The organism is Pseudomonas fluorescens (assembly GCF_001623525.1).
GTDB classification, from domain to species: domain Bacteria; phylum Pseudomonadota; class Gammaproteobacteria; order Pseudomonadales; family Pseudomonadaceae; genus Aquipseudomonas; species Aquipseudomonas fluorescens_Q.
On the sequence record NZ_CP015225.1, the window covers coordinates 2337118 to 2362043 of the forward strand.

A 24926-nucleotide genomic window follows, 5' to 3' on the forward strand; every position below is an offset into this window, starting at 1 on the left:
GAGCGTGGCATCAACCTTCCCTACACAAGATGAGGCGTCTAAACGTGTTTCAAATGCGCCTTGCGAAAACGCTGTCTCAGCATGCTCGAGCGATCCAGAGGTCGAAACGCCTATGGTCGTCACACTGGACTGCTTGAAGCCCTACGACCTGGACCCGAGGGTCACGCGCAATCCCAAGTACGATGAAATCAAGGCGTCCATCCGCCAGCGTGGACTCGATTCGCCGCCGCCGATCACCCGGCGTCCAGGCGAATCTTGTTTCCGCGTGCGCAACGGTGGCAACACGCGGCTTTCGATCCTGCGCGAGCTCTGGTCTGAAACAAAGGACGAGCAGTTTTATCATCTGACCTGCATGTTTCGCCCTTGGCCCGAGCGCGGTGAAATCATTTCCCTGACAGGCCACCTAGCTGAGAATGAATTGCGCGGCGGTCTGACATTTATCGAGCGCGCGCTCGGCGTTGAGAAAGCCAGGGAGCTTTACGAGCTTGAGAGCGGAGCAGCGCTTTCCCAGTCAGAGCTGTCCAGGCGCTTGACCTCGGACGGCTACCCTGTTCACCAATCCCACATCAGCCGGATGCGAGATGCGGTTCACTACTTGCTACCTGCGATTCCCAACGTTCTATACGGAGGGCTAGGCCGGCATCAAGTCGAGCGCCTTGCTGTGCTTCGACGGACCTGTGCCAAGATCTGGGATGAGCATGCAAAAACAAAAATCCTGACCATCGATTTTGCATCCCTTTTTCAGGAAGCTCTGATGTTATTTGATGGAGCAACGGCCGATTTTTCTATCGACCGCGCTCAGGATGAGGTCATTGGACAAATGGCTCATTACCTGGGTGTTGACTACGACACACTGGCCTTGGCGTCTGAGGCAGGCGAAAAACGTGAGCAGGCATTAACTCACGTTCCGAGTCATCGCTACGCGCCCTGCCCTCCAAAAACGGCTGCTTCGGACACCGGTCTGGACCTCCCAACCGTCCCGTCTATCCCGGCTGGCCCTCCAACGAAAACTGTTCAGGCGCTTAAAGAGCCTGACCATCCGGATGCATCTGGTTCTGATCGCCTGCAATCCATCCAAGCGTTGGTGGCCAGACATACGGGCGGTGAACCCTCTTTGGCATCTGACGTCCTGCCGTTTTCACAAGAGAGTCTCTTCCCTATTTCGGATATCTGGAACATTGATCCGGCACTGGATGAGCCACAGCGCCTGCGGATACATATCAGCCAATTCGCACGTGAAATTTGTCAGGACGTTGCCCAAGCCGACCTCATCACCGAAGTGGATGAAGGGATCGGCTTTCGTTGTCGCCTCGAGACAGTACCCGAACATCCCTCACCGTTAACCTTGGTCGCCTTGCTCGAAACATTGACGACCAACTCCTCTGTACCAAGCGTCCCGATGGAAATCGGCCCTCTTCTATTGGGAAGCGCACATCGGGATGCCCAAGCATACCGATTGAGCGACGCCAATCTGATCAAATTGTTTCGCTTGATTCGTTTAGCCCGACGCTTGATTGACCTCAAATCAGAATTTGGCACCGACCAGGACATGCACACCAAGGAGGACTCATGACGACACCCCATCCGATCAACCAAGCCGTTATAGCCCAGGCGCTGCATGATCTGCGCAACGGCCAACTCAGACGCTGCAAGACCATGGGATTTGCTGATGAGGATTTGGCCGCCCTCAAGGAACCCGGGCTTATCAGTGTTCTGCTCAATGCCCGTGTGCCTTGGTGCACGGTCCAGATAAACCGTGGCGTACTGAAGAAAATCCTTGGTCAGGCAGAAGACGTGGGGCTAGAAATCGCCAACGTTGATCGGATGCTGCGCCTGGGCGCCAGTACGGAAATGGTCAGTCAGTTCTACGGTCTGACTCATCAGGAAGTGGCCCTGCGTCGCAACATTTTGGGACTGCCCAAGCGTAAGGGCCGGCACCATGTGCTCAGCGAAGCACAGGACACACTGCTCTGGGAGCGTTGGCACCCTCAATTCAAGGCACGAAAAATTTCGGTGGACGATGACCGGGCCTTACTGGACCTGACGCTTGATCTGGCTGAGGAGCTTTCATACCCAGCCTCGGTGGTTTGGGCATCATTGCGTGACTGGATCGATCAAGGGTTGGTCTAGCGTGGTGAAAAGCTCGGCCCCCAAACCTCTCTCCTCTGTGCTTGATAGCGCCCTGAAGAGTTTGTGTGCCCAGAGCACGCAAGGGAATGGGGACGGTTTCCTGTTCAGTGGCAACCGCCATGAAACCGTCCCCAGGGCGTTGCTTCTTGATCAGCGTTTGACCCCGCTTGAACGCAATGCCTGGCAAGTTTTTCGGCTGCTGCTCAACGACGACGGAGTCACCGCTTTTCCGACCTATGACCAGTTACGTAAGTATCTGGCGTCCGTACCCTGCGGCGCCCTGGCCTCCCATGAGTCAGTTGCGAAGACCTTGACACTCCTGCGTCTGACAAGGTGGTTGAGCTTGGCCCGTCGACGGCGAGATGCACGTACCGGACGTGTGCTCGGTAACCTGTATGTCCTGCATGATCGCCCTTTGACGCCCTTTGAAGCTATGCAGATCGATCCCGAATACATGGTATTGGTCAGCCACACGCTCAAGCACGCCAATAAGGGTATTCAGCGCGTCGGATTGGCGGTGCTCGAAGAAATAAGCCATGACCCCAGCGTCCAGACTCAATTGCTGCCCAGCCATCTACAGGTTTTAGCCTTGCGTCTGCAGCAAACGCAGGCCGTCGATGTCGCGCCAGATATGCCGACCGAAAAATGTACCTCTCAGGCTCTTCGGAAACAAAACGCCCCGTCTTCGGTATCCGAACCAAGGCCCAAAGCCCCGCAGGAGCACTCTCTTCGGCATCCGAAGCCTGCGAGTATGTTAAGTACAAAAGCGTTAAAAACACTACGTACTGGCGAGTGTTCGCAGGAAGGTTTCGAGCTGGATTTCCCTCCCCGCTTTTCATCGCTCACGCCTGCACAGCAATCGGGTGCCAAAGTGGCGTTGCAGCGATTGCCAGGCGAATTGCGGCAGGCAGTCTTGGATGAATGGGCAGCTCGGTGCCGAGAGGCCCACATACGCAATCCAGCCGGCTACCTGTTTGGCATTTTTCAAAAAGCGTTGCAGGGTCAATTCACCGTCTGGGCAGCCAAGGAACAAGCTCCTGAATCGAGTGGAACGAAGCCCAGCCCCAAGCAAACTCAGAAGACGGAGCGGGACCCAGCTGTTGCTCACGCCTATCTGGACGAGCTCAAGGGTCTGCTGAAGGAACGATGACAGCACGGCATCGAGCTATCCCCTGGGGATAGCTGTCGCCCCCACCTTCGCAGTCACCAATCAGGCTCGCACTGCCTGCGCTTTGTTCACTGACAGAGTCCCGCCGTGCCGCAAAGCTGGGCACCCTCCCACAGTCCCTGAGTGACGTCCTATGGCAAACGACCTGCAACTGAACCTCGGTGCATTGCGCAGTAGCGTGCAACTGACCTTGCACACCCATCACGCCTCTCGCATCTGGCATGGGCGAGACGCCTCCCAAGGCCGAGCAACGATCATCGGCCTCAACGGTTTTATTGCCGTCATGAACAAAATGAAACGTGGCGCGGAATTGGATGACCCCTACGCCGACGCTTGGATGTTAAGAATAGAAGAAAAGCTCAACGCGACCAAAGACATCCTCAACGTCTTGAATGAGCAGGTGAACCTGGCACTTTCAGAAGTGCCTTCTGCCTTGAGTCTGGGCGAGAACCTCAATGTGCAGCCAGTCAAATTACCGCTATTCGTCAACGCCCAACTTGGCTTCATGGCGGTGTATCTGTTGGCAGACTATGACGACCTGGCGCGACGTCTGATTCTGGCTCATCACACCGCATTGATTGATCGCTCCAGCTTAGAACGCTGGCTTAACGAAGGGGCGCACGCTTTGCGAAGCCTGTTCAGCTTGGCTCAACAGTACAAATCATCCGGCTTGAACCGTGAGGACTATCAGGCCAATACTCCCCTGGCGATATCCGCCAAAGAACGTTTTGGTGAGATTGATCAAGACATTCTGGAAGGCACCCGTCGCTCGCGCTTTGCCCCGCCCTTGGTGCGCCGACTCACGATCAGCGCCCCTCAAAGGGACGAAGACAACACCCTGGACGTCGCCATCGACAGTGAAACGCCCAGCCCTCATGAACCTGTCTCCTGCGCTCGGGAGCAGCCAGCAGAGGACGAGCGCTGATGGCCTTACACTATTTCAAACCCTTGGCTCATTCAGAGCTCGAGCAACTGCAGCATGCGGCCTACCTAAAAGGCCTTTTACAGCCTTTTAAAGGTAAGGGCTGTTTGGAGGACTGGGCCAGCGATTGCAATGCACTTCGTGACGGTCTGATTGAGCTGGCACAGACACGAATCCTGACCCAAGCTCGGCGTTATCCCTTCAACCTGCTAGCAGCCCAGTTGACCCGCCACAGCACGGGGGCTGGGACGACTTTTCTACGTTGGCGCAACCCCGATCGCACCAACATGGGGGTATCCCTGTGGCAGCAATGCATTGAACACGAGGCCACCCCCAATCTGCTGATTGACGACCTCTACGCACTGGAGCAACAGCGGATCGTGCTGAATATGCAAATCAGCATGACCCACATCCTGGCCCGCCAAGCCAATGACTGCGCCATCAAGATGGCGCATGCCGAAGCGGTCTATCAACGTTGCGTTAAACAACGCGCCCTTGTATAAGCGAGCCCCTCATGAGCACTCATTTTTTCGGTGAAGGTAATATCGGATCGGCGCCCGAATTTCGGGAATTCAACAACCGCAATGACGAGCCCAGGCGTCTGCTGAGGCTCAACGTTTATTTCGACAACCCTGTTCCTGTCAAAGACGGCTATGAAGATCGAGGCGGTTTCTGGGCGCCGGTTGAAATCTGGCACCGTGAAGCAGAGCACTGGAGCACGCTGTATCAAAAAGGCATGCGGGTGATGGTCGAAGGACGCTCGGTCAAGGAGGAATGGGCCGATGCGGATGAGAACGCACGAGTGACGTTCAAAATCGAGGCGCGGCGTGTAGGCATCCTGCCCTACCGGGTCGAACGGGTCACACTGGGTGGCAAATCATCTGCCGCCGCTACCGATGGCGACGACCATCCGCATTGATCCTGAGAAGCGCGAGAGCGGCTGGCCCTGTCGTCAGTCGCTCTTTTGTCCCAAAACGCTCGCAAGCCCTACTGCGTTGTGAGTGTCCACTGACGTCCATCCTGTTCCAGCCAGCGGCACATGACGAATTCGCTGGTGCAAAGACCGCTGCTCCCATGCCTGGCTCATGGTCGCCTCTGCCGACTGATCATCAATACGCTCTGATGCAGAATCGCTTTGAGAGTCGCGCGCACCGTCTCCCCTCATGCATCTTCCTGCCCTCTCAACTGCTTTGCTGGGCATGACATGCGACTCTTTCTGTGTGAAAAACCTTCCCAGGGCAAAGACATTGCCAGGGTACTTGGCGCTCGACAACGTGGCAGCGGCTGCTTCAAAGGCGTGGGTATCAGTGTGACCTGGTGCATCGGACACCTGGTCGAAGCGGCACCACCTGAAACTTATGATGAACGCTTCAAACAGTGGTCGCTGGACCATTTGCCCATCCTTCCAATCTCGTGGCGCGTCCGCGTCAAAGCGAACACGGCGGCTCAGTACAAAATCGTCAAACAGCTACTGGCCCAAACATCTGAATTGGTGATCGCCACTGATGCGGACCGCGAAGGCGAGATGATTGCTCGAGAGGTGCTTGAGCTGTGTCAGTACCGCGGTTCTATCCAACGGTTATGGCTGTCAGCACTTAACGACGCCTCCATCCGCAAAGCCCTGAGTCAGTTACGACAGGCAGAAGAAACTCAGTCTCTCTATCATTCTGCCCTCGCCCGCTCACGAGCGGACTGGCTGATCGGCATGAACATGAGCCGACTGTTTACCCTCCTGGGCCGCCAGGCCGGACTTAACGGGGTGCTGTCGGTGGGACGTGTGCAAACACCGACCTTACGCTTAGTGGTTGATCGGGATCGCGAGATCGAACGATTTGTACCCAGGCCTTACTGGGTTATCCAAGTGAAGCTTGAAGTACTGGGGCAAGCGTTTACAGCGCAGTGGGCAGCACCCGACAGTGCCACTGACGAAGCTGGCCGGTGTATCAGGCAAGCCATCGCTTTGCAGGCGCAGCAGAGCTTCAAAGCGACAGGGGTTGCACAAGTATTGGAGGTTGAGACGCAACGAACTCGAGAGGCACCGCCACTCCCCTTCGACTTGAACACCTTGCAAGAAGTTTGCTCAAGACGCTTGGGCTACGGCGTGCAGGAAACATTGGACATTGCTCAATCGCTTTATGAGACCCACAAAGCGACAACCTATCCGCGCACAGACTCAGGCTACCTACCCGAAAGCATGTTGCTCGAGGCAGAAGCGGTCTTTGCTGCACTGATAAAGAGCGATCCTGGAGTGGGTCCTTTGGTGCAATCCGTCGATTTCACGCTGCGCTCCCGGGCTTGGAACGACAGCCAAGTCAGCGCGCATCACGGCATTATCCCGACACTGGAACCGTTTGATCGGTTGGCGTTAAGCGAACGCGAATGCGCGGTCTATGAGTTGATTCGGGCCCGTTATCTAGCGCAGTTTCTGCCCCCTCATGAGTACGACCGCACCGCCGTGCAGCTCACCTGCGGCAATCATGTATTGAAAGCCCATGGCAAACACGTGGTGGAATCAGGTTGGCACCGAGTATTGGGTAGCGAATGCCCCCCCCAACGACGACGAAGCGTCGCCACGCAGCCAAACGCTACCAGACCTGCACGCGGGTGTTTGCTGCAACGTGGTGGACGTGGAGCTAAAGTCCCTCAAGACTCAGCCCCCCCAAAGCTTATACCCAGGGTGAGCTGATCAAGGCCATGAAAGGCGTGGCCAAACTGGTGACAGACCCAAGGCTGAAGCAGGTTCTCAAGGAGACGACAGGCATCGGCACAGAAGCCACACGGGCCAATATCATCAGCGGTTTGCTGAGCCGAGGGTATCTGTACATCAAAGGGCGATCTGTACGGGCTTCTGAGGCAGCCTTCACCTTGATCGATTCGGTACCTCCCGCCATAGCGGACCCGGCCACCACCGCCATCTGGGAGCAGGCGTTCGATATGATCGAGGCCGGTCAACTGACGCTGGAGGATTTCCTCGCAAAACAAACCGCCTGGATCAGCCAGTTGGTCGAGCATTACCGTACGACGACCTTGGCGCTCCATAGCCCTGGCGGCCCGAGTTGCCCTTTGTGTGGGGCGCCGATGCGTCAACGTGACGGCAAGCACAACAAGTTTTGGTCCTGTACCCGGTATCCAGAATGTCGGGGGGCTTTACCCATCGCCTCGCAAGGGAGAGTGTCCCCACGCCACCGAAAGCCGCGTCGTTCAAAACCTGGAAACTCCTGAACGACCTTGCCCAAGCTCGCTTCTCCTTCTGAAACAGCGAGCGCGCCAAGCCGAGCAACAGCCGGTGGCACGGAGGAACACATCGTCTGAGCTGTGCCTACAGCATGATGGTTCAGTAGGACAGTGCCGTGCTGAAGGGTCCCCTGATCGCCTTCCCTGGGGCGATCAGGAGACCCTTCAGGGTGGACATAGTCGGTACCGGACCCCGCCGGTCAAACAACGAGCTCCTTTTGTACGCGGATGTGTGCCTGACGATACCGACCCACGCCACGAAACGGGTCGGGTGAGATGCTTGTGAAGGCGCCTGGCCTGACGACCGCCAAGCCCGAAACAGCCCCACGGGTGGCCTCTCTGTTCAAGCCGAAGGTCACGCCTTCGGCGCCTTTGTCCTTTCTCCCACTTTGCGCCGTGCCCAACACCGCTCGGGCACAGAAATGCGCGCCTGCAAAGGACATCCCCCCATGATTCAAACCTCTCCGCCACTGCAATACGCCAGCGTTTGCAGCGGGATTGAAGCGGTGACCGTCGCCTGGAAGCCTTTAGGTCTCACCCCGGCTTGGTTTTCCGAAATAGCACCGTTCCCTTGTGCGGTGCTGGCCCATCATTACCCTACCGTACCTAATCTCGGCGACATGAAGCGACTGGCCCGCCAGGCACTCAATCGAGTCATTGAGGCTCCTGCCATTCTGATTGGCGGCACGCCGTGCCAGGCATTCAGTGTGGCGGGTTTTCGCGCGGGCCTGGCAGATGCTCGAGGTGCTCTGACTCTTACATTTGTGGAGCTTGCCAATGCAATCGACCAAGTCCGAATGCGACGAAAGGAACCTGAAGCCATCATCGTCTGGGAAAACGTTCTCGGCGTGCTCACCGATAGGGGCAACGCCTTCGGATGTTTTATCGCAGCACTGGCTGGCGAAGAACATGAACTCGTCCCCCCAAGGAAGACTTGGTCGCACGCAGGTGTTGTGTTTGGCCCCCAAAGAACAGTCGCGTGGCGCGTCCTGGATGCCCAATATTTCGGCCTGGCCCAACGACGCCGTCGTGTGTTCCTTGTCGCAAGTGCTCGCGTGGGATTCGATCCCGCCGCGGTACTTTTTGAGCGCCAAGGCCCGCGCCGGGATACTGCGCCGCACCGCACGCTACAAACGCAGACTACCACCCCTGCTGGCGCTGGCCTTGCAACCTTAAGTGTCCCCTTACGCGCCGTCGCGTTCAGCAACGCTTATGCCATGGCCAACGGCCAAGGCGGGGCTGAGGCAGCGTTGGAATGCTGCCCAACACTGACCTGCAATCACGACGTTGCGATTGTGGTGTGTGGCACAGCACACGGCTCCGTCTGTGAAACCTCAACTCCCCATCTACGGCACCAAGACGTTATCGCACGTAACAGCTGCCACCTGCGTCCTAGGGCCAGGCGCCTGCTTCCCATTGAGTGTGAGCGCTTGCAGGGGCTACCCGATAACTACACACGCATTCCCAGGCGTCATTACGCAATAAGGCGCATCAGCCACCGTCGGCCTCTGGACATGTGGGAAGCCACCGACAATGGCTGGATGCTGATGGCTGCTGACGGCCCCCGTTACAAGGTCATAGGCAACTCAATGGCCGTCCCCTGCCTGACTTGGCTCGGTAAACGTTTGCTCGGTGTGCTTAGAAATCCGGAGTCTTTCAGCGAGGTATTGATCACTGACAGGCCGGCTAAGAAAAACCATTCTTGACCACGCAAGACTGATCACTGATCAGCGCATGCCCAGGCAGCTAGGGTCTTCAAAGCTGCGTCGTGAAATGTTTCACGCTGGCCCCGCCCAGTCCGCCCGGCATCGTTTCCGTGGACGTGCGCCTTCGAAGGCGTTGATGCCTGTCTTTCGCCGTGAGGGTTACCCACACCTTTCACTTAAATCAGATCCAAGGAGTCATTAGCGATGAAAAACGCTCCCGCTACTCAACTGTCGTCCCTGTCCCAGCCTAAGTCCGCCGCACAACTTGCTGATGTCGGTAATACAGCAGCCGCTTTCTTCGCCGCTTGGAAAAAAGGCGTTGCCTTAGCCGGTTTCACCTATTTTGGTGACGGTTCTAAAGCTGGCTTCAACAAGGCCAATTGCCGATGGGATCTGCGTCCCATCATGCGACTGATCGATAAAAACTTCGAAGTCCTGAGCAGTCAGGAACGGATATTAATAGCTGCAATGGTGAGCTTCCACGACACCCAAAAAGGTTGTGAGTTGCTCAAGCAGGCAGGGGTTAAAGGCTTGGCTGACCTGGGCCTTTTAGACCCTCTACAGAGAGGCATTATTGCTTCGCTGATCCTTCATTACCACGGCTGGTAATCAGCCTCTTTATTCACTGGGGCCTGGCAGTTTTCCCCACTTTCCAAACCAATCACCCATTGGGGGCGACTGCCCCTTCGGGAGAGGCGCCTCCATCGTTATTCCTAGCCTGGAGGCATGTCATGAATCCTACGTTTGATGAAACGACCTATTTTGACCTTCACATCACTGGACTGGGTTATCTCAATCGCATTCGTGAAGTGAAGCTCAAGAAAGGTGAATCATTCCTAGCTTGCGACATCGCGGCGCTCAATGGTCCGACCGACTGCGCTGAGTATCGGCGTTTCGACGTTCGTGTCACAGGCGAAGATGCACAGGTACTGGTTCGGCGCTGTGCCAGAGCCGTTGAGTTGGACCGTAAGGTCCTCGTTGGTTTTCGTCTGGGAGATCCCTGGGTGGACACGTTCACTTACTCCAAAGGCATTAACCAGGGACAGTTGGGCGTGAGCTTCAAGGCCCGATTGCTCTTGTTGAACTGGATCAAGATCGACGGTGTTTTGGTGCATAAGCGCGAACCTTCGAATCAAGACAGCCTGAAATCCGAAGCTACAACTCAACCAGTGAATGCAGCCCCTCCATCACCCGAAGAGGACTTTGCATTCTGATCTCAGATCCGGCTACGGGTCTTGGTTTTTCCTCAACGTCGTCATTCAACGTCGACGTTTGAAGCTCCCACCCTCCCTCGTAAGCCATGACGCCCGAGGGGGGTGTCATGGCCCCACTTTTTGAATAGGAAGCAGACCATGATTGTTATCAAATTTGGAGATTCGGCCAAACCCTGGTCCGAGCACGGCGCTTTGGTTATGACCCCTGGCGTTGATGCACTGATGAGAACGAAACGATTAGATCCGTTCCATTACTTCGGCCGCCACATCTTGGGCGACTGGGGCGATATCTGTGATGAAGATCGTCAGCTCAATGAAGATGCACTGCAGTCGGGTTATCGTCTGATGTCTGCCTACGATGTTGAACCTGGCTTGAGATTGTGGGTTATCACCGAAGCTGATCGTACCGTGACCACCATTCTTCTACCTGAGGAATACTGAGGCCTGTGGCCAGACCTCTCTAGCACTTCAGTTAATCCTCGCAACGGCCTCCTCGGAGGCCGTTTTCTTTGATGGCATTGAAACAGGTAACGGGTCATTACCTATTGATGGCTGCTACTGAGTCACCTGCTTGAGATCGTTCGCATATCCCATCCAGGAACTCCTCATATGCCCGCGATACAGATGCGTCTGCTGCCCTTCATGCTGTTGAGCCACCTAACCCTGACTGCATGCCTGTCTACGGAACGAACATCCATAGAACAGGCGGTGCCGAGTGTGCCCCAGCCCTCTTCCGACCACTACATCCCCGTTCAACGATATGGTCGATACACCCTGGTGGAACTCGCGCCGCACGTTGCACAACAAAACCTTCTGCTTCAAGTGATCGATATCAATCTTCCCGGCAATTGGTCCATCTCAGTTGCTGATGCGCTGCGCTATGTCCTTTTGCGCTCGGGGTATCGACTTTGTGATCGCACACCAGAAAACGCGGCACTGTTTGCCCTACCCCTCCCTGCACCTCACCTGAAGCTCGGCCCTGTTCAACTTCGCGACGCGTTACAGACGCTTGCGGGGCCAGCCTGGGCGCTGCAAACCGATGATCAGCTTCGCCTGGTCTGCTTCATCCCTGTTGCCGGGGCTGCCAAACCCAGCCCTACAGCACAAGCGGCAGTCAATCCGGAGGTCACACAATGATATACGCCACCCTGCCTGGGCCTCGTTTGCAAAGTCGCCTTAAACGCTGGACGCCTGCGCTTGTATTCACGCTGATGAGCTGCGTGCTCGCATCTCATCAGGTGTCGTTGTCGAAGCTGGCCCAGGGTCTGAGCGACCATCCTGACGTTAATCGCCTGGAGCATCTTGAAAGTACGGTGTTAGGGCTAGAGCAAGCTGTCCTGCAAGTGCAACAGACAGCGAGACACGTACCCAATCGTAACGACCTGAAGGATCTGCAGGTTGATCTGAACAAGCGCCTGGTAGACCTGGAGAACACCTTAGCAACACATATGGCGCAGCAGGATTTGCAACCATTGCTGCAACGATTGGAGCGACTCGAATCCAGCCAGAAATCAATCACGCAAACTCCCATTCCCAAACAAGCCAAGCCCTCTATCCAAAAACCGAAGAAAGGCGCTGAGCCTGGCTTCCAGATCTTGGGTCTGGAGCTACGAGGCGCAGTGCAGGTTCTGTCTGTCGCACCAGTAGGTGTTCAAGCGCTGGATCAAAGCCAACTTTTGAGGATCGGCGATACCTATCTCGGCTGGAAGCTTGAGCGCCTCGACGAGCAGACGGCGGTGTTTTCTGTCGACGGCATCACGCACAAATTGAACGTTCGATAGGAGTGGCTATGTTCCGCTTGCATTTACTGCCCTTGCTGGCCCTGTCGCTATGTTGTGGGGTTCAGGCACAACACTTCACTCCGAGTACCCTCGCTGGGCTCAAGTCCAAGCCACAAACCGATACGGCGGTTTCTCTTGAAAGCGCGTTATTGGCTCAACAATGGGGGTTGGAACAAGAAGAATTCGACCGTTTCACTGCACTGATGCGCGGCCCACTGGGTACGTACTCCCCTCACCTGGACCCATTGAGCGCTCTGGGGATCGAGGCCCGAACTGATGCGGAACGGCAGCACTATGCCCAGCTTCAGGTTGAAGCCGAAGCTGTACGCGTCGAGAAGCTGCTCTCCTATCAACGTGCCTATGATCAAGCATGGAAAAACCGATTTCCGGGAATGGTACTGATCAATCCTCCTCCGTTGCACAGTCCACTACTGACAAAGACCGCCGGAAGAAAATCTGTTTTCGTACGCCTTGACTGTGCTGAATGCGAGCACCGGATAAGGCAACTCCAAGCCTCTGGAACAGCGTTCGATCTTTACATCATTGATAGCCAACATGACGACAACGGCATTCGTCAGTGGGCCCATAAAGTCGGGATCAAGCCCATCAAGGTTCGAGACGGGACCATTTCTATCAACCATGACAAAGGACGCTGGGTATCGATCGGTGATGCCGGAGAACTGCCAGCCGTGATGCAGGAGGTCAATGGCAGATGGTTGCGACAGTGAAGACTTGCCGTTCACTGCTGCGACTCCTGAGCTTCGCCACCCTTTTTGAAATGGGTCTTGCTGAAGGGGCTATGACCTCTCTGGAGCCTCCCCCAGCCTACGGTTTAGCTGCGCGGCGAATGGGAGTGCCTGCGGAACTGTTGTTTGCAGTGGCGCTACAGGAAAGCGGCGTCACGCTGCGAGGCCAACGAATGCCATGGCCCTGGACGCTCAACATCGCGGGGGGCTCCCGTTATTTTTCCAGAGAATCTGATGCCTGCGACACGCTTCAACGAGCCCTCAAGCAACACCCTCCCTCACAAATAGACGCAGGTCTTGCACAGATCAACCTGGGACATCAACGCCATTTTTATCGGCACCCTTGTGAGTTGCTGCGACCTCATCGAAATCTGGAGGTTGCCGCCACCATCCTGCGTAACCATCACCGCCAGGGCGAAGATTGGCTCCTGGCTGCTGGTCGTTATCACCGCCCGGCAGGCGGACCGTTGGCTACACGCTACCGAGATCGCATCCGCAAACACCTGGACCAATTGGCTTCAAAGAGGAGACTGCAACCATGAAAAATACTGTTGGGTGGATGTGCATTCTTTTAGCACTCGATTGCAATCAATGCCTGGCGGACAGAGCGATGCTCCAGTACGCAGAGGACCGCTTTCGCGAAAACGACCTACTGCCGATTCACTCGAAGACCTTGTCCCCCGGAACCGTTAAACGCAGGCCCCTTAATGCCTCTGGTTTGCCGGCGTTCTTCCTGATCGGAGACGACGCGCTTTCACGATCTTGGCTTAGGCAGCGACTACCCCAACTGACCAAGCTCAAGGCCGCCGGGTTGGTCGTTAATGTGGAGTCCAACGCGTCACTCATTCAACTTCGTAAGTTAGCGCCAGGTCTCACCCTGTCTCCCGTAGCCGCTGATGATCTGGCCCAACGACTGCAACTTCAACACTACCCCGTTTTAGTCACGGCCAGCAGTATCGAGCAGTAACCATGACGCACAACCATGGCATTGAAACGCTGCTACGACCGGCGGTGGAGTTGTATAGCGTCGCTGCATGCAGCTCCGGGGCGGTTCTATGTATCACAGCGCCGTGGTCATTAGCCCTGGCGCCTGCTATCGGTGCAGCCGCGGCCTGCGCCTTCGCGGTTCTAGGCGTCATTCGCCTAAACCAGGCATGCACCGTTTTGCGCTATCGCAGGCAGATGAGGCGATTGCCTCGCTATAGGATGACCAGCCGTGAAATCCCAGTCAGTCATCAGCGCCTGTTTGTGGGAAAAGGATTTCGTTGGGATCAACGCCATACCCACCGACTGATGCAGACTTACCGACCGGAATTCCGACGTTTTGTAGAACCCTCGATTCTGTACAAGTGGGCACGCCGGCTGGAAGCAAGACTTGAATTTTCCCCTCACCCGTTGAGCCAGCTCCCCCGCCTCACTGGCTGGGACCATCCGCTGAACCCGATGAGGCCATTACCGCCAGTGGGGGGTATGCCACGGCTCCATGCTGTAGAGCTTCAAGAATTGGATGTCACCCTACCCTTGGGTGAGAGGGTCGGTCACACGCTGGTGCTAGGCACCACTCGAGTTGGAAAAACTCGACTTGCCGAGCTATTCATCAGCCAGGACATTCGTCGCGGCGAGGTCTGCATCGTTTTCGATCCAAAGGGTGATGCCGAGCTGCTCAAGCGCATGTACGTTGAGACCCAACGTGCAGGTCGCGGTGACGAATTCTATGTTTTTCACCTAGGACAACCCACAATCTCAGCCCGATACAACGCCATCGGCCGTTTCGGGCGTATCACTGAGGTGGCATCCCGAATTGCCGGGCAACTATCCGGTGAAGGTAACTCTGCTGCTTTCAGGGAGTTTGCCTGGCGCTTTGTCAACATCATCGCTCGTGCCCTGGTTGAACTGGGCCAACGTCCGGATTACTTGCTGATCCAGCGGCACGTGATCAATATCGACGCGCTATTCATCGAATATGCGGCTCACTTCTTTGCCGAAAAAGCTCCCAAGGCTTGGGACGTCATCGTGCAACTGGAAGCCAGAATCAATGAAAAAAACACTCCGCGGCACATGATGGGTCGTGAGAAACGGGTCGTGGCGATTGAGCAATACCTGGCGCAGGCACGTCTGTATGATCCAGTGCTCGACGGACTGCGTTCAGCCGTGCGCTATGACCGGACCTATTTCGACAAGATCGTCGCCTCCCTACTGCCTCTGCTGGAAAAACTCACCACGGGTGAGATCGCCCATCTATTGGCTCCCGACTACACCAATCTGAATGACTCGCGACCGATCTTTGACTGGATGGAAGTCATGCGCAAACGTGCTGTCGTTTACGTTGGCCTCGATGCACTTTCGGATGCCGAGGTGGCCTCTGCCGTGGGTAACTCCATGTTTTCGGACCTGGTGTCTGTGGCCGGTCACATCTACAAGTTCGGGGTGGACTTTGGGTTGGATAAAGCAGTGGCAGATAAGAAAATCCCCATCAACCTCCATGCCGATGAATTCAACGAGCTGATGGGAGACGAATTCATCCCGATGATTAACAAAGGTGGTGGTGCCGGGATTCAGGTCACGGCCTACACCCAGACGCTCAGTGATATCGAGGCACGAATCGGAAACCGGGCCAAGGCGGGCCAGGTCATCGGCAACTTCAATAATCTGTTCATGTTGCGCGTTCGTGAAACGGCCACAGCCGAGTTACTCACCAACCAATTACCCAAGGTGGAGGTGTATACGGCGTCGGTGATGAGCGCTGCTACCGACAGCTCGGACCCGCATGGCAACACTGCCTTCACTTCAAATACCCAGGATCGAGTCACCGCGACCTCAGTTCCCATGATTGAGCCTGCCCATGTGGTCGCCCTGCCCAAAGGGCAAGCCTTCGGATTGATTGAAGGCGGTCAGCTTTGGAAGATTCGCATGCCACTCCCCGCACCCGATCCCGATGAAGTGATGCCCAGGGACCTCCAAATGATGGCCAGCTACATGCGTAAACGTTACGTCGCGGCGGATGATTGGTTGGATTTAGCAGCAGAGCTTTATCAAGATCCCCCACTGCCTAAGGATCTACTCGAAGAGTCTGCATCGTCCGAGCAGACCGAAGAATGAGCGAACCGTCATCGACAGCGCAACGTCAACAGCGGCAGCAACGGGGATTTGTATTCGGTCTGATTACACTGCCCTTCCGGTTTGTCGCTGTGTTGTTCGGGTCGCTGCTGCTGAACATCGTGATCGAGTGCATCGGTATGTATGCCTTCTGGCCTGAAGATGGCTGGCGGCATGCAAGACAGATGTTTGAATATGAGCTGGGCCAATTGTCCAGTGATTTCAAACGCAGCGTATTGGTGCAAGAACCAGGTCGCAGCGCCAATGCAATTGTCCAGCTGGTGTATGAAGGTGTGCTGATCAAGACCGGAATCATCAGGTCTCTGAAAGAAACATCGGAGGGTGCGGCCCGAGCCCACGCTGAAGCGACTCACCAGCCTCATTACTACATTGCGCTGCTGTATATGCACCTGGAAAACAACCTGATCGCTGCGGCATTTTGCGTCCTGGTGTTCGTCGTTCGGCTGATGGTGCTGTTTCTCTCAGTGCCGCTGTTGTTTATGGCGGCTTTCATCGGCTTGGTGGATGGGCTGGTACAACGCGACATCCGTCGTTTCGGTGCAGGTCGTGAGTCAGGCTACGTCTACCATCGAGCCAAGGCCTGTGTGATGCCGTTGCTGACATGGCCCTGGGTCGTTTACCTGGCGCTGCCTGTGAGCTTGAATGCTGCCTGGATTCTGTTACCTGGCGCGATTCTTCTGGCAATCACTCTTTCCCTAGCAGCCAGCAGGTTCAAGAAATATCTCTGACCGCTGCTAGTGATATATCGCTGATCAATAGGGTTTTCTCCCATGACATATTGATCGCAGCATCAGTACGTCCCCCCTAGCACTATCGGGCTGTCTAACTGGACAGAACGAGCTCAACCATGATCACTCCCTCACCTCCAACACTCACAAAGGCTACTGGCCTGCTCTTCGCACTCGTAGGAGCAGCCACTGCAACAGCCAATCAGATCGTTGATGAACATACCCGCCTAGCCACCGTCCTTCGCGAGCTGAAGGCTATCGAGCGGCTCGTCGCTGCCGATGATTTCATCAAGGCCCCCGAGACGGCTCGCTATCACTTTGACTATGTCCGTTTACGCATGGATATCCATCGTGTCAGTACGGGAATCAAAGACTACCTGTCTCCCAAGCGAGCCTCCCCTCGCGACGCCGGGGCGTTGTACGGCAGTTATTTCGATGAAACGGTGCCTCATCAATGAGCACCGCCCAGATCGCTGCTTTTCAAGCAAACGGTGGCTTCTCACCTTCAATCACCGCCCTGGTTCTGACTTCAACCGTCTTTGCGGTGCTGTTGCTCTGGGGCACCTGGGCTATACGAACCGCCTATTCCGGCTGGGCTGAGCAACGGCTGAACCAGCGCCAGTTCCTCGGCGTGGTGATCCGTTTCATGGCGATGTACCTGGCCCTGACCTACCTCCTCCTTTCGTAAGCCAATGGAATCTTCCATGAATTTTTATATCTCGTGCTCCAAAAGATTCACTGTCGTACCAGCCCTTTGGACTAGCGCACTGCCCTCCTTGGCTTTGGCCAAAGGCAAGTTACCGACGATGGAGGACCCATCCCGCGGTGCGGGCAAAGGCATCATGGATACGATGCAAAACTATGGCTACGACATCGTGATGCTCGTGGCGCTACTAGTGGTTGCGTCCATGTTCATCGGTGTCTGCTATCACGCTTACACCCGTTACTCCGAAATTCATACAGGACGATCTACCTGGGGTCAGTTCGGCCTGAGCATCGCGGTGGGTGCAGTCATGCTGGTGGTCGGCATTTGGCTGCTGACCAAAGCCACCGGGATTTTGTGAGGACGACGCACCATGGAGTCTCTACAGAGTGCGCCTAAGGCCACCATCACCTTCCTGCCCCACCGCCTGAATCGACAACCTGTTGTCGTTCGAGGATTGACCGCAGATGAACTCTGGATCTGCACCGGATTATCAGCGGCAATTGGCCTGATTCTGGGCGTACCGCTAGTCTGCCTCACCAGCAGCATCGCCATGGTCCCCACCATGATCGTACTGTCGATTGCAGCCGGACTCTTCTTCGGCGGAGGGTTATTACGTCGACAGAAGCGCGGTCGACCGGAGACTTGGCTCTATCGACATCTCCAATGGAGGTTCGCCACAAAATACCCTCACGTGAGCCGCCAATTGGGTATTCATGGACTCATTACCTACTCCGGCTTCTGGGTAACGCGTCGAGGTGAGGCATGAGCCGGTTTAAAAACGAGGTCCTTCACCTGCAATCTCATGTCAGGACGCTGAGGCTCTGCACCGGTGGGTTATTTCTCGTTGTCGTCGGGTTAGGCGCGGGATGGTGGAATGCCCCACGAGATTTAACCATCCATGTCCCTCCTGACCTGCGCTCTGGCAGCACTCGTAAGTGGTGGGAGATCCCTCCCGAATCTGTCTACGCATTCACCTTCTACATCTTCCAGCAGCTCAACCGCTGGCCCAACGACGGTGAAGACGACTACAGCCGTAACCTGCAATCACTGACGGCCTATCTGACTCCCGCGTGCCGATCGTTCTTCCAACAGGACTATGACCAGCGCCGTCGATTAGGTGAGCTCAGAAAGCGTGTGCGCGGGGTGTATGAGATTCCTGGACGCGGCTACGGGGACGACCCGGAAACCCGCGTCAAAGTAGTTTCAGACAATGACTGGCTGGTTACCTTGGACATCAATGCCGATGAGTACCACGGCGCCGAGCAGGTTAAGCGCGCGCTCGTTCGCTATCCCATCAAGGTCGTACGCCTGGACATCGATCCAGAGCTCAATCCCTTCGGACTGGCTCTGGACTGCTACGAAGGCACGCCTCAACGCATAACACTGCCCACGTCCTCGGCACCTGCTACACGAACCCTGGACCGTCCGTTGGGAGATGCCTCATGAATCCATTCGCAACGTCCGTTGTGCTAGGACTGACGCTGATTCTTCCCCTCTTCAAATGCCAAGCAGTGGAGCTAATGCGCTGGGAGCGGCTGCCTTTGACAGTTCCGCTGGTTGTTGGCGAAGAGCGCGTGCTGTTTGTTGAACGTAATGTACGGGTCGGTATGCCGGCCGAGCTGGGAGATCGCTTACGAGTCCAAAGTGCTGGAGGAACCGTGTACCTGCGGGCCAATGAACCGATCGAGCCGACACGTTTGCAGCTACAAGACGCGGCAACGGGAGAGCTGATTCTCCTGGATATCGCTGCTGAGGTAGCTCAAGCGGGTCAGGCGGCGTTGGAAGCGATAAAGATCGTCGAATCCCCCATAAACCAAGCACACACGAAAGATGGCCATTCCGAACCGACAGCCTCTGTCCATGAACATATACAACAAACTCCGGTACCAGTCGTACTGACTCGGTATGCAGCTCAAAACCTATACGCACCGCTTAGAACTGTAGAACCTTTACCCGGCGTCAGACCCGTTAACCTGCCGGCCGATCTCGCGCTCGACCTATTGATGCCTAGCCTATCAATCAGTGCCAAAACGCTCGCTGCGTGGCGGTTGGATGATTACTGGGTTACGGCTATTCGGCTCAGCAATCAAACCCAAGCTCATGTTGATCTGGATCCTCGATATCTGTTGGGAGATTTCGCGACGGCCACGTTCCAACATCAGTTCCTTGGCCCCAGGGGCACCCCCTCAGACACCACGGTGCTCTACCTCACCAGTCGTGGGCAAGGCATTGCGGCTGCGTTGATTCCCACGATTAGCCCAATCGATGCCGCCCTGAACCTGCCTCAAGCACTTGGAGCATCGCCGAAGGAGAGGCCAAATGAAAAGTAACGGGCTGCTCAAATGGTTAATGGTTCCGATGGTGCTGCTTGTGGTGTTGATTCTTGTGAAAGTGTTCTCCAATAAGCCCTCCCCAGCCGAACCGCCAGCGCTAGAAAACCAGCTCACCGCCGAAGAAATGAAGGCACTGGGACTGGAGGGCGACACGCCAAGCGATACGGTGGCCACGCTGGTCGCTCAGGTCAGGCAGCTTCGGGCTGAGTTGAAAAGAACCATAAGCGAAAACGAGCTTCGCACGGGTGCCCCCGAATCGTTGGGCCAATTCGCAGATGTCATCGAGCAACGCATTCAACTCGCTCTGGAGAATGAACGACAACGAATCCAGGAGGAGAAAAGCACTACCGATGACAGTAACGCTGAGACTCAATGGCTTCTACAAGATCTTCAACGGCAGCTGAGTACCTTGCAGCAGCCGGATGATCCAGCGGACCTGCCGCTGGGACTAGGCTTGCAGGATGGCGACGGCACGGCATTCAAGAACGGTACTCGCTGGATTGAGCCCGATGATGCAATACCAAAAGAATCTGCAAACACCTCCAACGAACCGGGTTTCAGCTTCCCGACACGTTTCGGTCCTGCACAGAATCCTCTGGGCGATGTAGCAAACAATTTCGCCACACGAGCCATCGGAGACCTTGGTAGCCGGCAGCTGAAGCCCACCTATACCGTTCCATCCAATGCCACGTTGATGGGTTCCGTGGCAATGACAGCGCTCATTGGAAGAATCCCCATCGACGGCACCGTTAATGACCCCTACCCGTTCAAGGTACTGATTGGGGCCGACAACCTGACGGCCAATGGCATTGATCTCCCTGAGATCGCAGGTGCGGTCGTCAGTGGTACGGCGTCGGGTGATTGGACGCTGTCTTGTGTCAGAGGTCAGATCCGCTCCATCACCTTCGTATTCCAGGACGGCACCATCCGAACCCTACCGGGTGACAGTCGTGAGGAGTCTGCTGGACAGTCCAGGAGCGACTCAAATCATGGGCAAGAAGGTCTCGGCTGGATCAGTGATCAACATGGCATTCCGTGTGTACCGGGCAAACGGCGAAGTAACGCTCAGCAGTATCTGGGCTCACAGGCCTTGATCACCGCCGCCGGGGTAGGCGCAGCCTCTTTGATCAAGTCAGACAGCACGACCCTTTATGCCGGCAATGGCGGCGGTGCAATGGGGACCGTAGGCATCTCCAGCGGTGAAGCCATGAACCGACTACTGGCCAGCGGTGTGCAGGACATCTCGCAATGGGTCAACAAACTCTACGGACAAGCCTTCGCAGCCGTGTACGTGGAGCCTGGCGCACAGATCGCCGTCCATATCGAACAACCACTTACTCTCGACTACGAACCTCAAGGACGCAAAGTCGATCACACCCTCGGAGGTCGCCATGACACCACGGACCTGGATTGAAGCAATGGCGGCTGCGCTGATCGTCATCGCGTTGACTGGATGCGCAACCAATACCCAGGACCTGCTCAGCCATGACGGCAGCACCATGTTGGAGGTCTGGAATCGGCAAACGACCGGGTCGCGTAATGAGCAATCGAGTCAACGATTGCTCGACGCGCGGCAAGCCTTGAGACATCCACTGACAGAACCTTTGGTGCCCTCCTTTTCGGCTCCCTATACACGGACCGCACAAAACGAAATCCAGCGTCAGTTCCATCGGCTACCCAATCCGGACCTGGTGATGTACGTCTTTCCTCACCGGGCTGGAACAGAAGCCGTACCGGTGCCTGGGTACAGCACCGTTTTTCCACTGCACCAACGTGTGCAATACGCCCTGCCTGGTGAACGTCTGGAGGACTACTGATGGCCTGGTTTTTCCCTCAGCACAAATATCATGAGCCAACGTCGGAGCCTACGGAACAGGATGCCTGGAGCCGGCACATTGCGAAACTCGCTGAGCGAGGTATCGCTGGGCCCGGAGGCTGGCACAACAAACCCGTGACTGAAGCAGACGACACCACGTTTTACGACGTGGCGCCGTCCTTTGTAGAGCGGCTGCCATGGGTCGAATTCCTACCCCAATCCAAGTGCATGCTGCTGGAGGATGGCGTTTCAGTTGCGGCCTTCTTCGAGCTGATGCCACTGGGTACCGAAGGTCGGGAAACTGCCTGGCTGTTGCAGGCCAGGGATACGCTTGAAAACGTGTTGCAGGACAGCTTCGACGAACTGGATAGCAACCCATGGGTGGTGCAGCTATATGCCCAGGACGAAACCAACTGGGACGCTTACCTGAATACGCTGGGTCAGTACCTTCGACCACGAGCACGAGGCAGTGCCTTCAGTGATTTCTATTTACGGTTCTTTGCCCACCACCTCAAGGCGATTGCCAAGCCTGGCGGACTCTTTGAGGACACCACGCTCACTCGCCTGCCCTGGAAGGGACAGAATCGGCGGGTACGAATGGTTGTTTACCGACGGGCCTCCGTCGCAACATCCAGAAAGGGGCACTCTGCAGAACAAGCCCTGAGCAATGTTTGCGATAGGCTGACGGCCGGTTTGAGCAGTGCTGGACTCAAGACGCAACGCCTTGAGGCAAAGGATATTTACGACTGGCTACTGCGCTGGTTCAACCCCAATCCCACGCTTTTGGGGGATGCTGCAAGTGATCGGGACAGCTTCTATCAGTTAACCGCCTACCCTGAGGAAACAGAACCCGGGGAAATCGAATTGGCCAGCGGCACGGACTTCTCTCAACGTCTGTTCTTCAGCCAACCTCATTCTGATGCAACCCACGGCACCTGGTCCTTCAACGGCATGCCGCATCGGGTCATGTTGATGGACCGTATGCGCTCAGTACCCCACACAGGCCATTTGACGGGTGAGACGCGCAAGGGTGACGCCATCAACAGTTACTTCGACCAGATGCCAGAAGACACCATGATGTGCCTGACCTTGGTGGCCACACCTCAGGATGTACTGGAAGCTCACCTCAACCACCTCAGCAAGAAATCCGTGGGCGACACACTGGCCTCGGAGCAAACTCGCCAAGATGTCCAGCAGGCTCGATCAATTATCGGAAGCGCTCACAAACTGTATCGCGGATCCCTCGCATTTTTCCTACGTGGCAAAGACATTGCGGAACTGGATGCCCGCGGCTTGCAGTTGGCCAATGTGATGCTCAATGCCGGATTGCAGCCAGTACGAGAGGACGACGAGGTAGCGCCGCTCAATAGCTACCTGCGCTGGCTACCGTGTGTCTTCGACCCGGCCAAGGACAAACGGCAATGGTACAGCCAACTGATGTTCGCACAGCACGCGGCGAACCTGGCCCCGGTGTGGGGCCGTAGCCAAGGGACGGGGCGCCCAGGCATCACATTCTTCAACCGCGGTGGCGGTACCCTCTCCTTCGATCCGCTGAACCGCCTCGATCGGCAAATGAATGCCCATCTGTTTTTGTTTGGGCCTACCGGTTCCGGCAAGTCAGCGACGCTCAACAATATCCTCAACCAGATCACTGCGATTTATCGACCACGGTTGTTCATCGTTGAGGCTGGCAACTCCTTTGGGTTGTTTGCTGAGTTCGCCAAGCGCTTGGGTCTGACGGTGCATCATGTAAAGCTTTCGCCAGGGGCCGGCGTAAGCTTGGCGCCGTTTGCAGACGCTCGTCGCTTGATTGAAACGCCTGAGGAAATCGAGACATTGGATGCTGAGCGGCTAGAAGAGACGGCCGCTCCTCAAGAGGGCGATGAGCAGCGAGACGTCCTTGGAGAATTGGAGATCACGGCGCGCCTGATGATCACCGGGGGCGAAGACAAAGAGGAGGCTCGCCTGACCCGGGCAGACCGTAGTCTGATTCGTCAAAGCATTCTCGACGCGGCACAACGTTGCGCCGATGAGCATCGATCCGTGCTGACTAAGGACGTGCGTGATGCATTGCGTGAACGTGGCCGAGACAATGGCTTGCCTGAGTCGCGGCGAACACGACTACTCGAGATGGCTGAGGCCATGGATCTGTTCTGTCAGGGGCTGGATGACGAATTATTCAACCGCCCCGGTACTCCTTGGCCGGAGGCGGACATCACCATTGTCGACCTGGCCACCTTCGCTCGTGAGGGTTACAACGCTCAACTCTCAATTGCTTACCTTTCGTTGCTCAACACAGTGAACAACATCGCTGAACGGGACCAATTCCAGGGACGGCCCATTATCAACGTCACGGACGAAGGACACATCATCACCAAGAATCCCCTGCTCTCGCCCTACGTCGTAAAGATCACCAAGATGTGGCGAAAACTGGGTGCCTGGTTCTGGCTGGCCACACAAAATCTGGACGACTTACCCAAAGCCGCAGAACCAATGCTGAACATGATCGAGTGGTGGATTTGCCTGAGCATGCCACCTGACGAAGTCGAGAAGATCGCGCGCTTCCGCGAGCTCAGCCCTGCCCAAAAATCGATGATGATGTCAGCCCGCAAAGAGGCTGGAAAATACTGCGAAGGCGTCGTGCTCTCCAAGTCGATGGAGGCGCTCTTTCGCGCCGTGCCACCTAGCCTGTATCTAGCGATGGCCATGACCGAACCTGAGGAGAAAGCAGCGAGGTTCAAGCTCATGCAGGAACATGGAATAAGTGAGCTTGATGCCGCCATTCGAATGGCAGAAAACATAGACCGGGCTCGAGGAATTCAACCGTTACAATTTCATAGCGATGGTTAACACCATCATCGTGGCGGCCGTTCTCCATACTATGTGAATCTCATGCCCTCAAGCCTTCAAGAGGTCAGTCAATGAGCCGAGCACAATCGTCTCTTTCAGAGTCATCGTTGCCGAAAATCGAAGTATCTAAAGACGGGAAGTATTTCAGAGTGGACTGGGACTATCAGGAAGCGCCTGAAAGCCATGTCCTCTTTGATAATCAATTTTTGGACGGGTACCTACGGGGCGTGATGTCCTCGCTCCGTATCGCTGAGAAAACTATCAGTTGCGCCACCCCTAGAACGGGGACAATCAGAAGATTGGAGCAGGACGTGGCTTTACGACTTGCGGATCTTTTGACGGAGGCACTCCACTCAGCAGTGGCCAAGGAAAGCTTGAGGATGAAGCGAGAGGCTAGCTGGCCGCATGCCAGACACCCAGATGAGCACTCCTCCACTTAATACAGGTCCACCCCACATAAGTGATCGAGCCGGGG

General features: G+C 56.0%; 26 protein-coding genes and 1 pseudogene. All 27 read left to right on the forward strand.

Annotation, left to right across the window (positions count from 1 at the left end; translation table 11 throughout):
- The first annotated feature begins 4 nt into the window (after positions 1–4).
- Positions 5–1573 (forward strand): ParB family protein, encoded by a 1569-nt coding sequence (locus TK06_RS09885; RefSeq protein WP_063321911.1) that lies wholly within the window; start codon positions 5–7, stop codon positions 1571–1573.
- On the forward strand, positions 1570–2130 hold the full coding sequence (locus tag TK06_RS09890) for a DUF2857 domain-containing protein (RefSeq protein ID WP_063321912.1): 561 nt from the start codon (positions 1570–1572) through the stop codon (positions 2128–2130). Before TK06_RS09885 ends, TK06_RS09890 begins: the two co-directional genes overlap by 4 nt.
- Positions 2102–3280, forward strand: a complete 1179-nt coding sequence (locus TK06_RS09895) for an STY4528 family pathogenicity island replication protein (RefSeq protein ID WP_086936621.1) — start codon at positions 2102–2104, stop codon at positions 3278–3280. The genes TK06_RS09890 and TK06_RS09895 overlap by 29 nt, the downstream gene beginning before the upstream one ends.
- Positions 3281–3431: 151 nt before the next feature.
- Entirely contained in the window at positions 3432–4223 is a 792-nt protein-coding gene (locus TK06_RS09900; RefSeq protein WP_063321913.1) for a PFL_4669 family integrating conjugative element protein, read from the forward strand.
- Positions 4223–4723, forward strand: a complete 501-nt coding sequence (locus tag TK06_RS09905; RefSeq protein ID WP_063321914.1) for a DUF3158 family protein — start codon at positions 4223–4225, stop codon at positions 4721–4723. Before TK06_RS09900 ends, TK06_RS09905 begins: the two co-directional genes overlap by 1 nt.
- Positions 4724–4734: 11 nt before the next feature.
- On the forward strand, positions 4735–5139 hold the full coding sequence (locus TK06_RS09910) for a single-stranded DNA-binding protein (protein WP_063321915.1): 405 nt from the start codon (positions 4735–4737) through the stop codon (positions 5137–5139).
- Positions 5140–5424: 285 nt separating this feature from the next.
- Positions 5425–7442 (forward strand): annotated as a pseudogene (locus TK06_RS09915) (DNA topoisomerase III).
- Between the two features lie 461 nt (positions 7443–7903).
- Complete coding sequence (locus TK06_RS30755) at positions 7904–9160, forward strand: DNA cytosine methyltransferase (RefSeq protein ID WP_086936623.1); 1257 nt, start codon at positions 7904–7906, stop codon at positions 9158–9160.
- Between the two features lie 204 nt (positions 9161–9364).
- On the forward strand, positions 9365–9769 hold the full coding sequence (locus TK06_RS09930; RefSeq protein ID WP_063321918.1) for a hypothetical protein: 405 nt from the start codon (positions 9365–9367) through the stop codon (positions 9767–9769).
- 122 nt (positions 9770–9891) lie between these two features.
- Positions 9892–10374 (forward strand): STY4534 family ICE replication protein, encoded by a 483-nt coding sequence (locus tag TK06_RS09935; RefSeq protein ID WP_063321919.1) that lies wholly within the window; start codon positions 9892–9894, stop codon positions 10372–10374.
- Between the two features lie 138 nt (positions 10375–10512).
- The gene (locus tag TK06_RS09940; RefSeq protein WP_063321920.1) at positions 10513–10815 is read left to right on the forward strand and encodes a hypothetical protein; all 303 of its coding nucleotides are present in this window, start codon (positions 10513–10515) and stop codon (positions 10813–10815) included.
- 168 nt (positions 10816–10983) lie between these two features.
- On the forward strand, positions 10984–11511 hold the full coding sequence (locus TK06_RS09945) for a PilL N-terminal domain-containing protein (RefSeq protein ID WP_063321921.1): 528 nt from the start codon (positions 10984–10986) through the stop codon (positions 11509–11511).
- Positions 11508–12155 (forward strand): hypothetical protein, encoded by a 648-nt coding sequence (locus TK06_RS09950; protein WP_063321922.1) that lies wholly within the window; start codon positions 11508–11510, stop codon positions 12153–12155. The genes TK06_RS09945 and TK06_RS09950 overlap by 4 nt, the downstream gene beginning before the upstream one ends.
- 17 nt (positions 12156–12172) lie before the next feature.
- Positions 12173–12883, forward strand: a complete 711-nt coding sequence (locus TK06_RS09955; protein WP_063325123.1) for a TIGR03759 family integrating conjugative element protein — start codon at positions 12173–12175, stop codon at positions 12881–12883.
- Positions 12868–13443 (forward strand): transglycosylase SLT domain-containing protein, encoded by a 576-nt coding sequence (locus tag TK06_RS30760; protein WP_086936625.1) that lies wholly within the window; start codon positions 12868–12870, stop codon positions 13441–13443. Before TK06_RS09955 ends, TK06_RS30760 begins: the two co-directional genes overlap by 16 nt.
- Entirely contained in the window at positions 13440–13868 is a 429-nt protein-coding gene (locus TK06_RS09965; RefSeq protein WP_063321924.1) for an integrating conjugative element protein, read from the forward strand. Before TK06_RS30760 ends, TK06_RS09965 begins: the two co-directional genes overlap by 4 nt.
- Before the next feature lie 2 nt (positions 13869–13870).
- Positions 13871–16000 (forward strand): type IV conjugative transfer system coupling protein TraD, encoded by a 2130-nt coding sequence (traD, locus tag TK06_RS09970; protein ID WP_063321925.1) that lies wholly within the window; start codon positions 13871–13873, stop codon positions 15998–16000.
- A complete protein-coding gene (locus TK06_RS09975; protein WP_063321926.1) occupies positions 15997–16746 on the forward strand; it encodes a TIGR03747 family integrating conjugative element membrane protein in 750 nt (249 codons plus the stop codon). Before traD ends, TK06_RS09975 begins: the two co-directional genes overlap by 4 nt.
- A gap of 119 nt (positions 16747–16865) precedes the next feature.
- Positions 16866–17204 carry an RAQPRD family integrative conjugative element protein gene (locus tag TK06_RS09980; RefSeq protein WP_063321927.1) on the forward strand — a complete coding sequence of 113 codons (339 nt, stop codon included), beginning with the start codon at positions 16866–16868 and terminating at the stop codon, positions 17202–17204.
- Positions 17201–17434: a TIGR03758 family integrating conjugative element protein gene (locus TK06_RS09985; RefSeq protein ID WP_063321928.1), complete on the forward strand. Its 234-nt coding sequence runs from the start codon at positions 17201–17203 to the stop codon at positions 17432–17434. The genes TK06_RS09980 and TK06_RS09985 overlap by 4 nt, the downstream gene beginning before the upstream one ends.
- A gap of 16 nt (positions 17435–17450) precedes the next feature.
- Entirely contained in the window at positions 17451–17810 is a 360-nt protein-coding gene (locus TK06_RS09990; protein WP_063321929.1) for a TIGR03745 family integrating conjugative element membrane protein, read from the forward strand.
- A 12-nt stretch (positions 17811–17822) separates the two neighbouring features.
- The gene (locus tag TK06_RS30765; protein WP_086936627.1) at positions 17823–18218 is read left to right on the forward strand and encodes a TIGR03750 family conjugal transfer protein; all 396 of its coding nucleotides are present in this window, start codon (positions 17823–17825) and stop codon (positions 18216–18218) included.
- A complete protein-coding gene (locus TK06_RS09995) occupies positions 18215–18898 on the forward strand; it encodes a PFL_4703 family integrating conjugative element protein (protein WP_063321930.1) in 684 nt (227 codons plus the stop codon). Before TK06_RS30765 ends, TK06_RS09995 begins: the two co-directional genes overlap by 4 nt.
- Positions 18895–19782: a TIGR03749 family integrating conjugative element protein gene (locus TK06_RS10000; RefSeq protein WP_086936628.1), complete on the forward strand. Its 888-nt coding sequence runs from the start codon at positions 18895–18897 to the stop codon at positions 19780–19782. The genes TK06_RS09995 and TK06_RS10000 overlap by 4 nt, the downstream gene beginning before the upstream one ends.
- Positions 19772–21199: a TIGR03752 family integrating conjugative element protein gene (locus TK06_RS10005; RefSeq protein ID WP_063321931.1), complete on the forward strand. Its 1428-nt coding sequence runs from the start codon at positions 19772–19774 to the stop codon at positions 21197–21199. The genes TK06_RS10000 and TK06_RS10005 overlap by 11 nt, the downstream gene beginning before the upstream one ends.
- Positions 21177–21602: a TIGR03751 family conjugal transfer lipoprotein gene (locus TK06_RS10010; protein ID WP_063321932.1), complete on the forward strand. Its 426-nt coding sequence runs from the start codon at positions 21177–21179 to the stop codon at positions 21600–21602. Before TK06_RS10005 ends, TK06_RS10010 begins: the two co-directional genes overlap by 23 nt.
- Entirely contained in the window at positions 21602–24451 is a 2850-nt protein-coding gene (locus TK06_RS10015) for a conjugative transfer ATPase (RefSeq protein WP_063321933.1), read from the forward strand. The genes TK06_RS10010 and TK06_RS10015 overlap by 1 nt, the downstream gene beginning before the upstream one ends.
- The last annotated feature ends 475 nt before the right edge of the window (positions 24452–24926 follow it).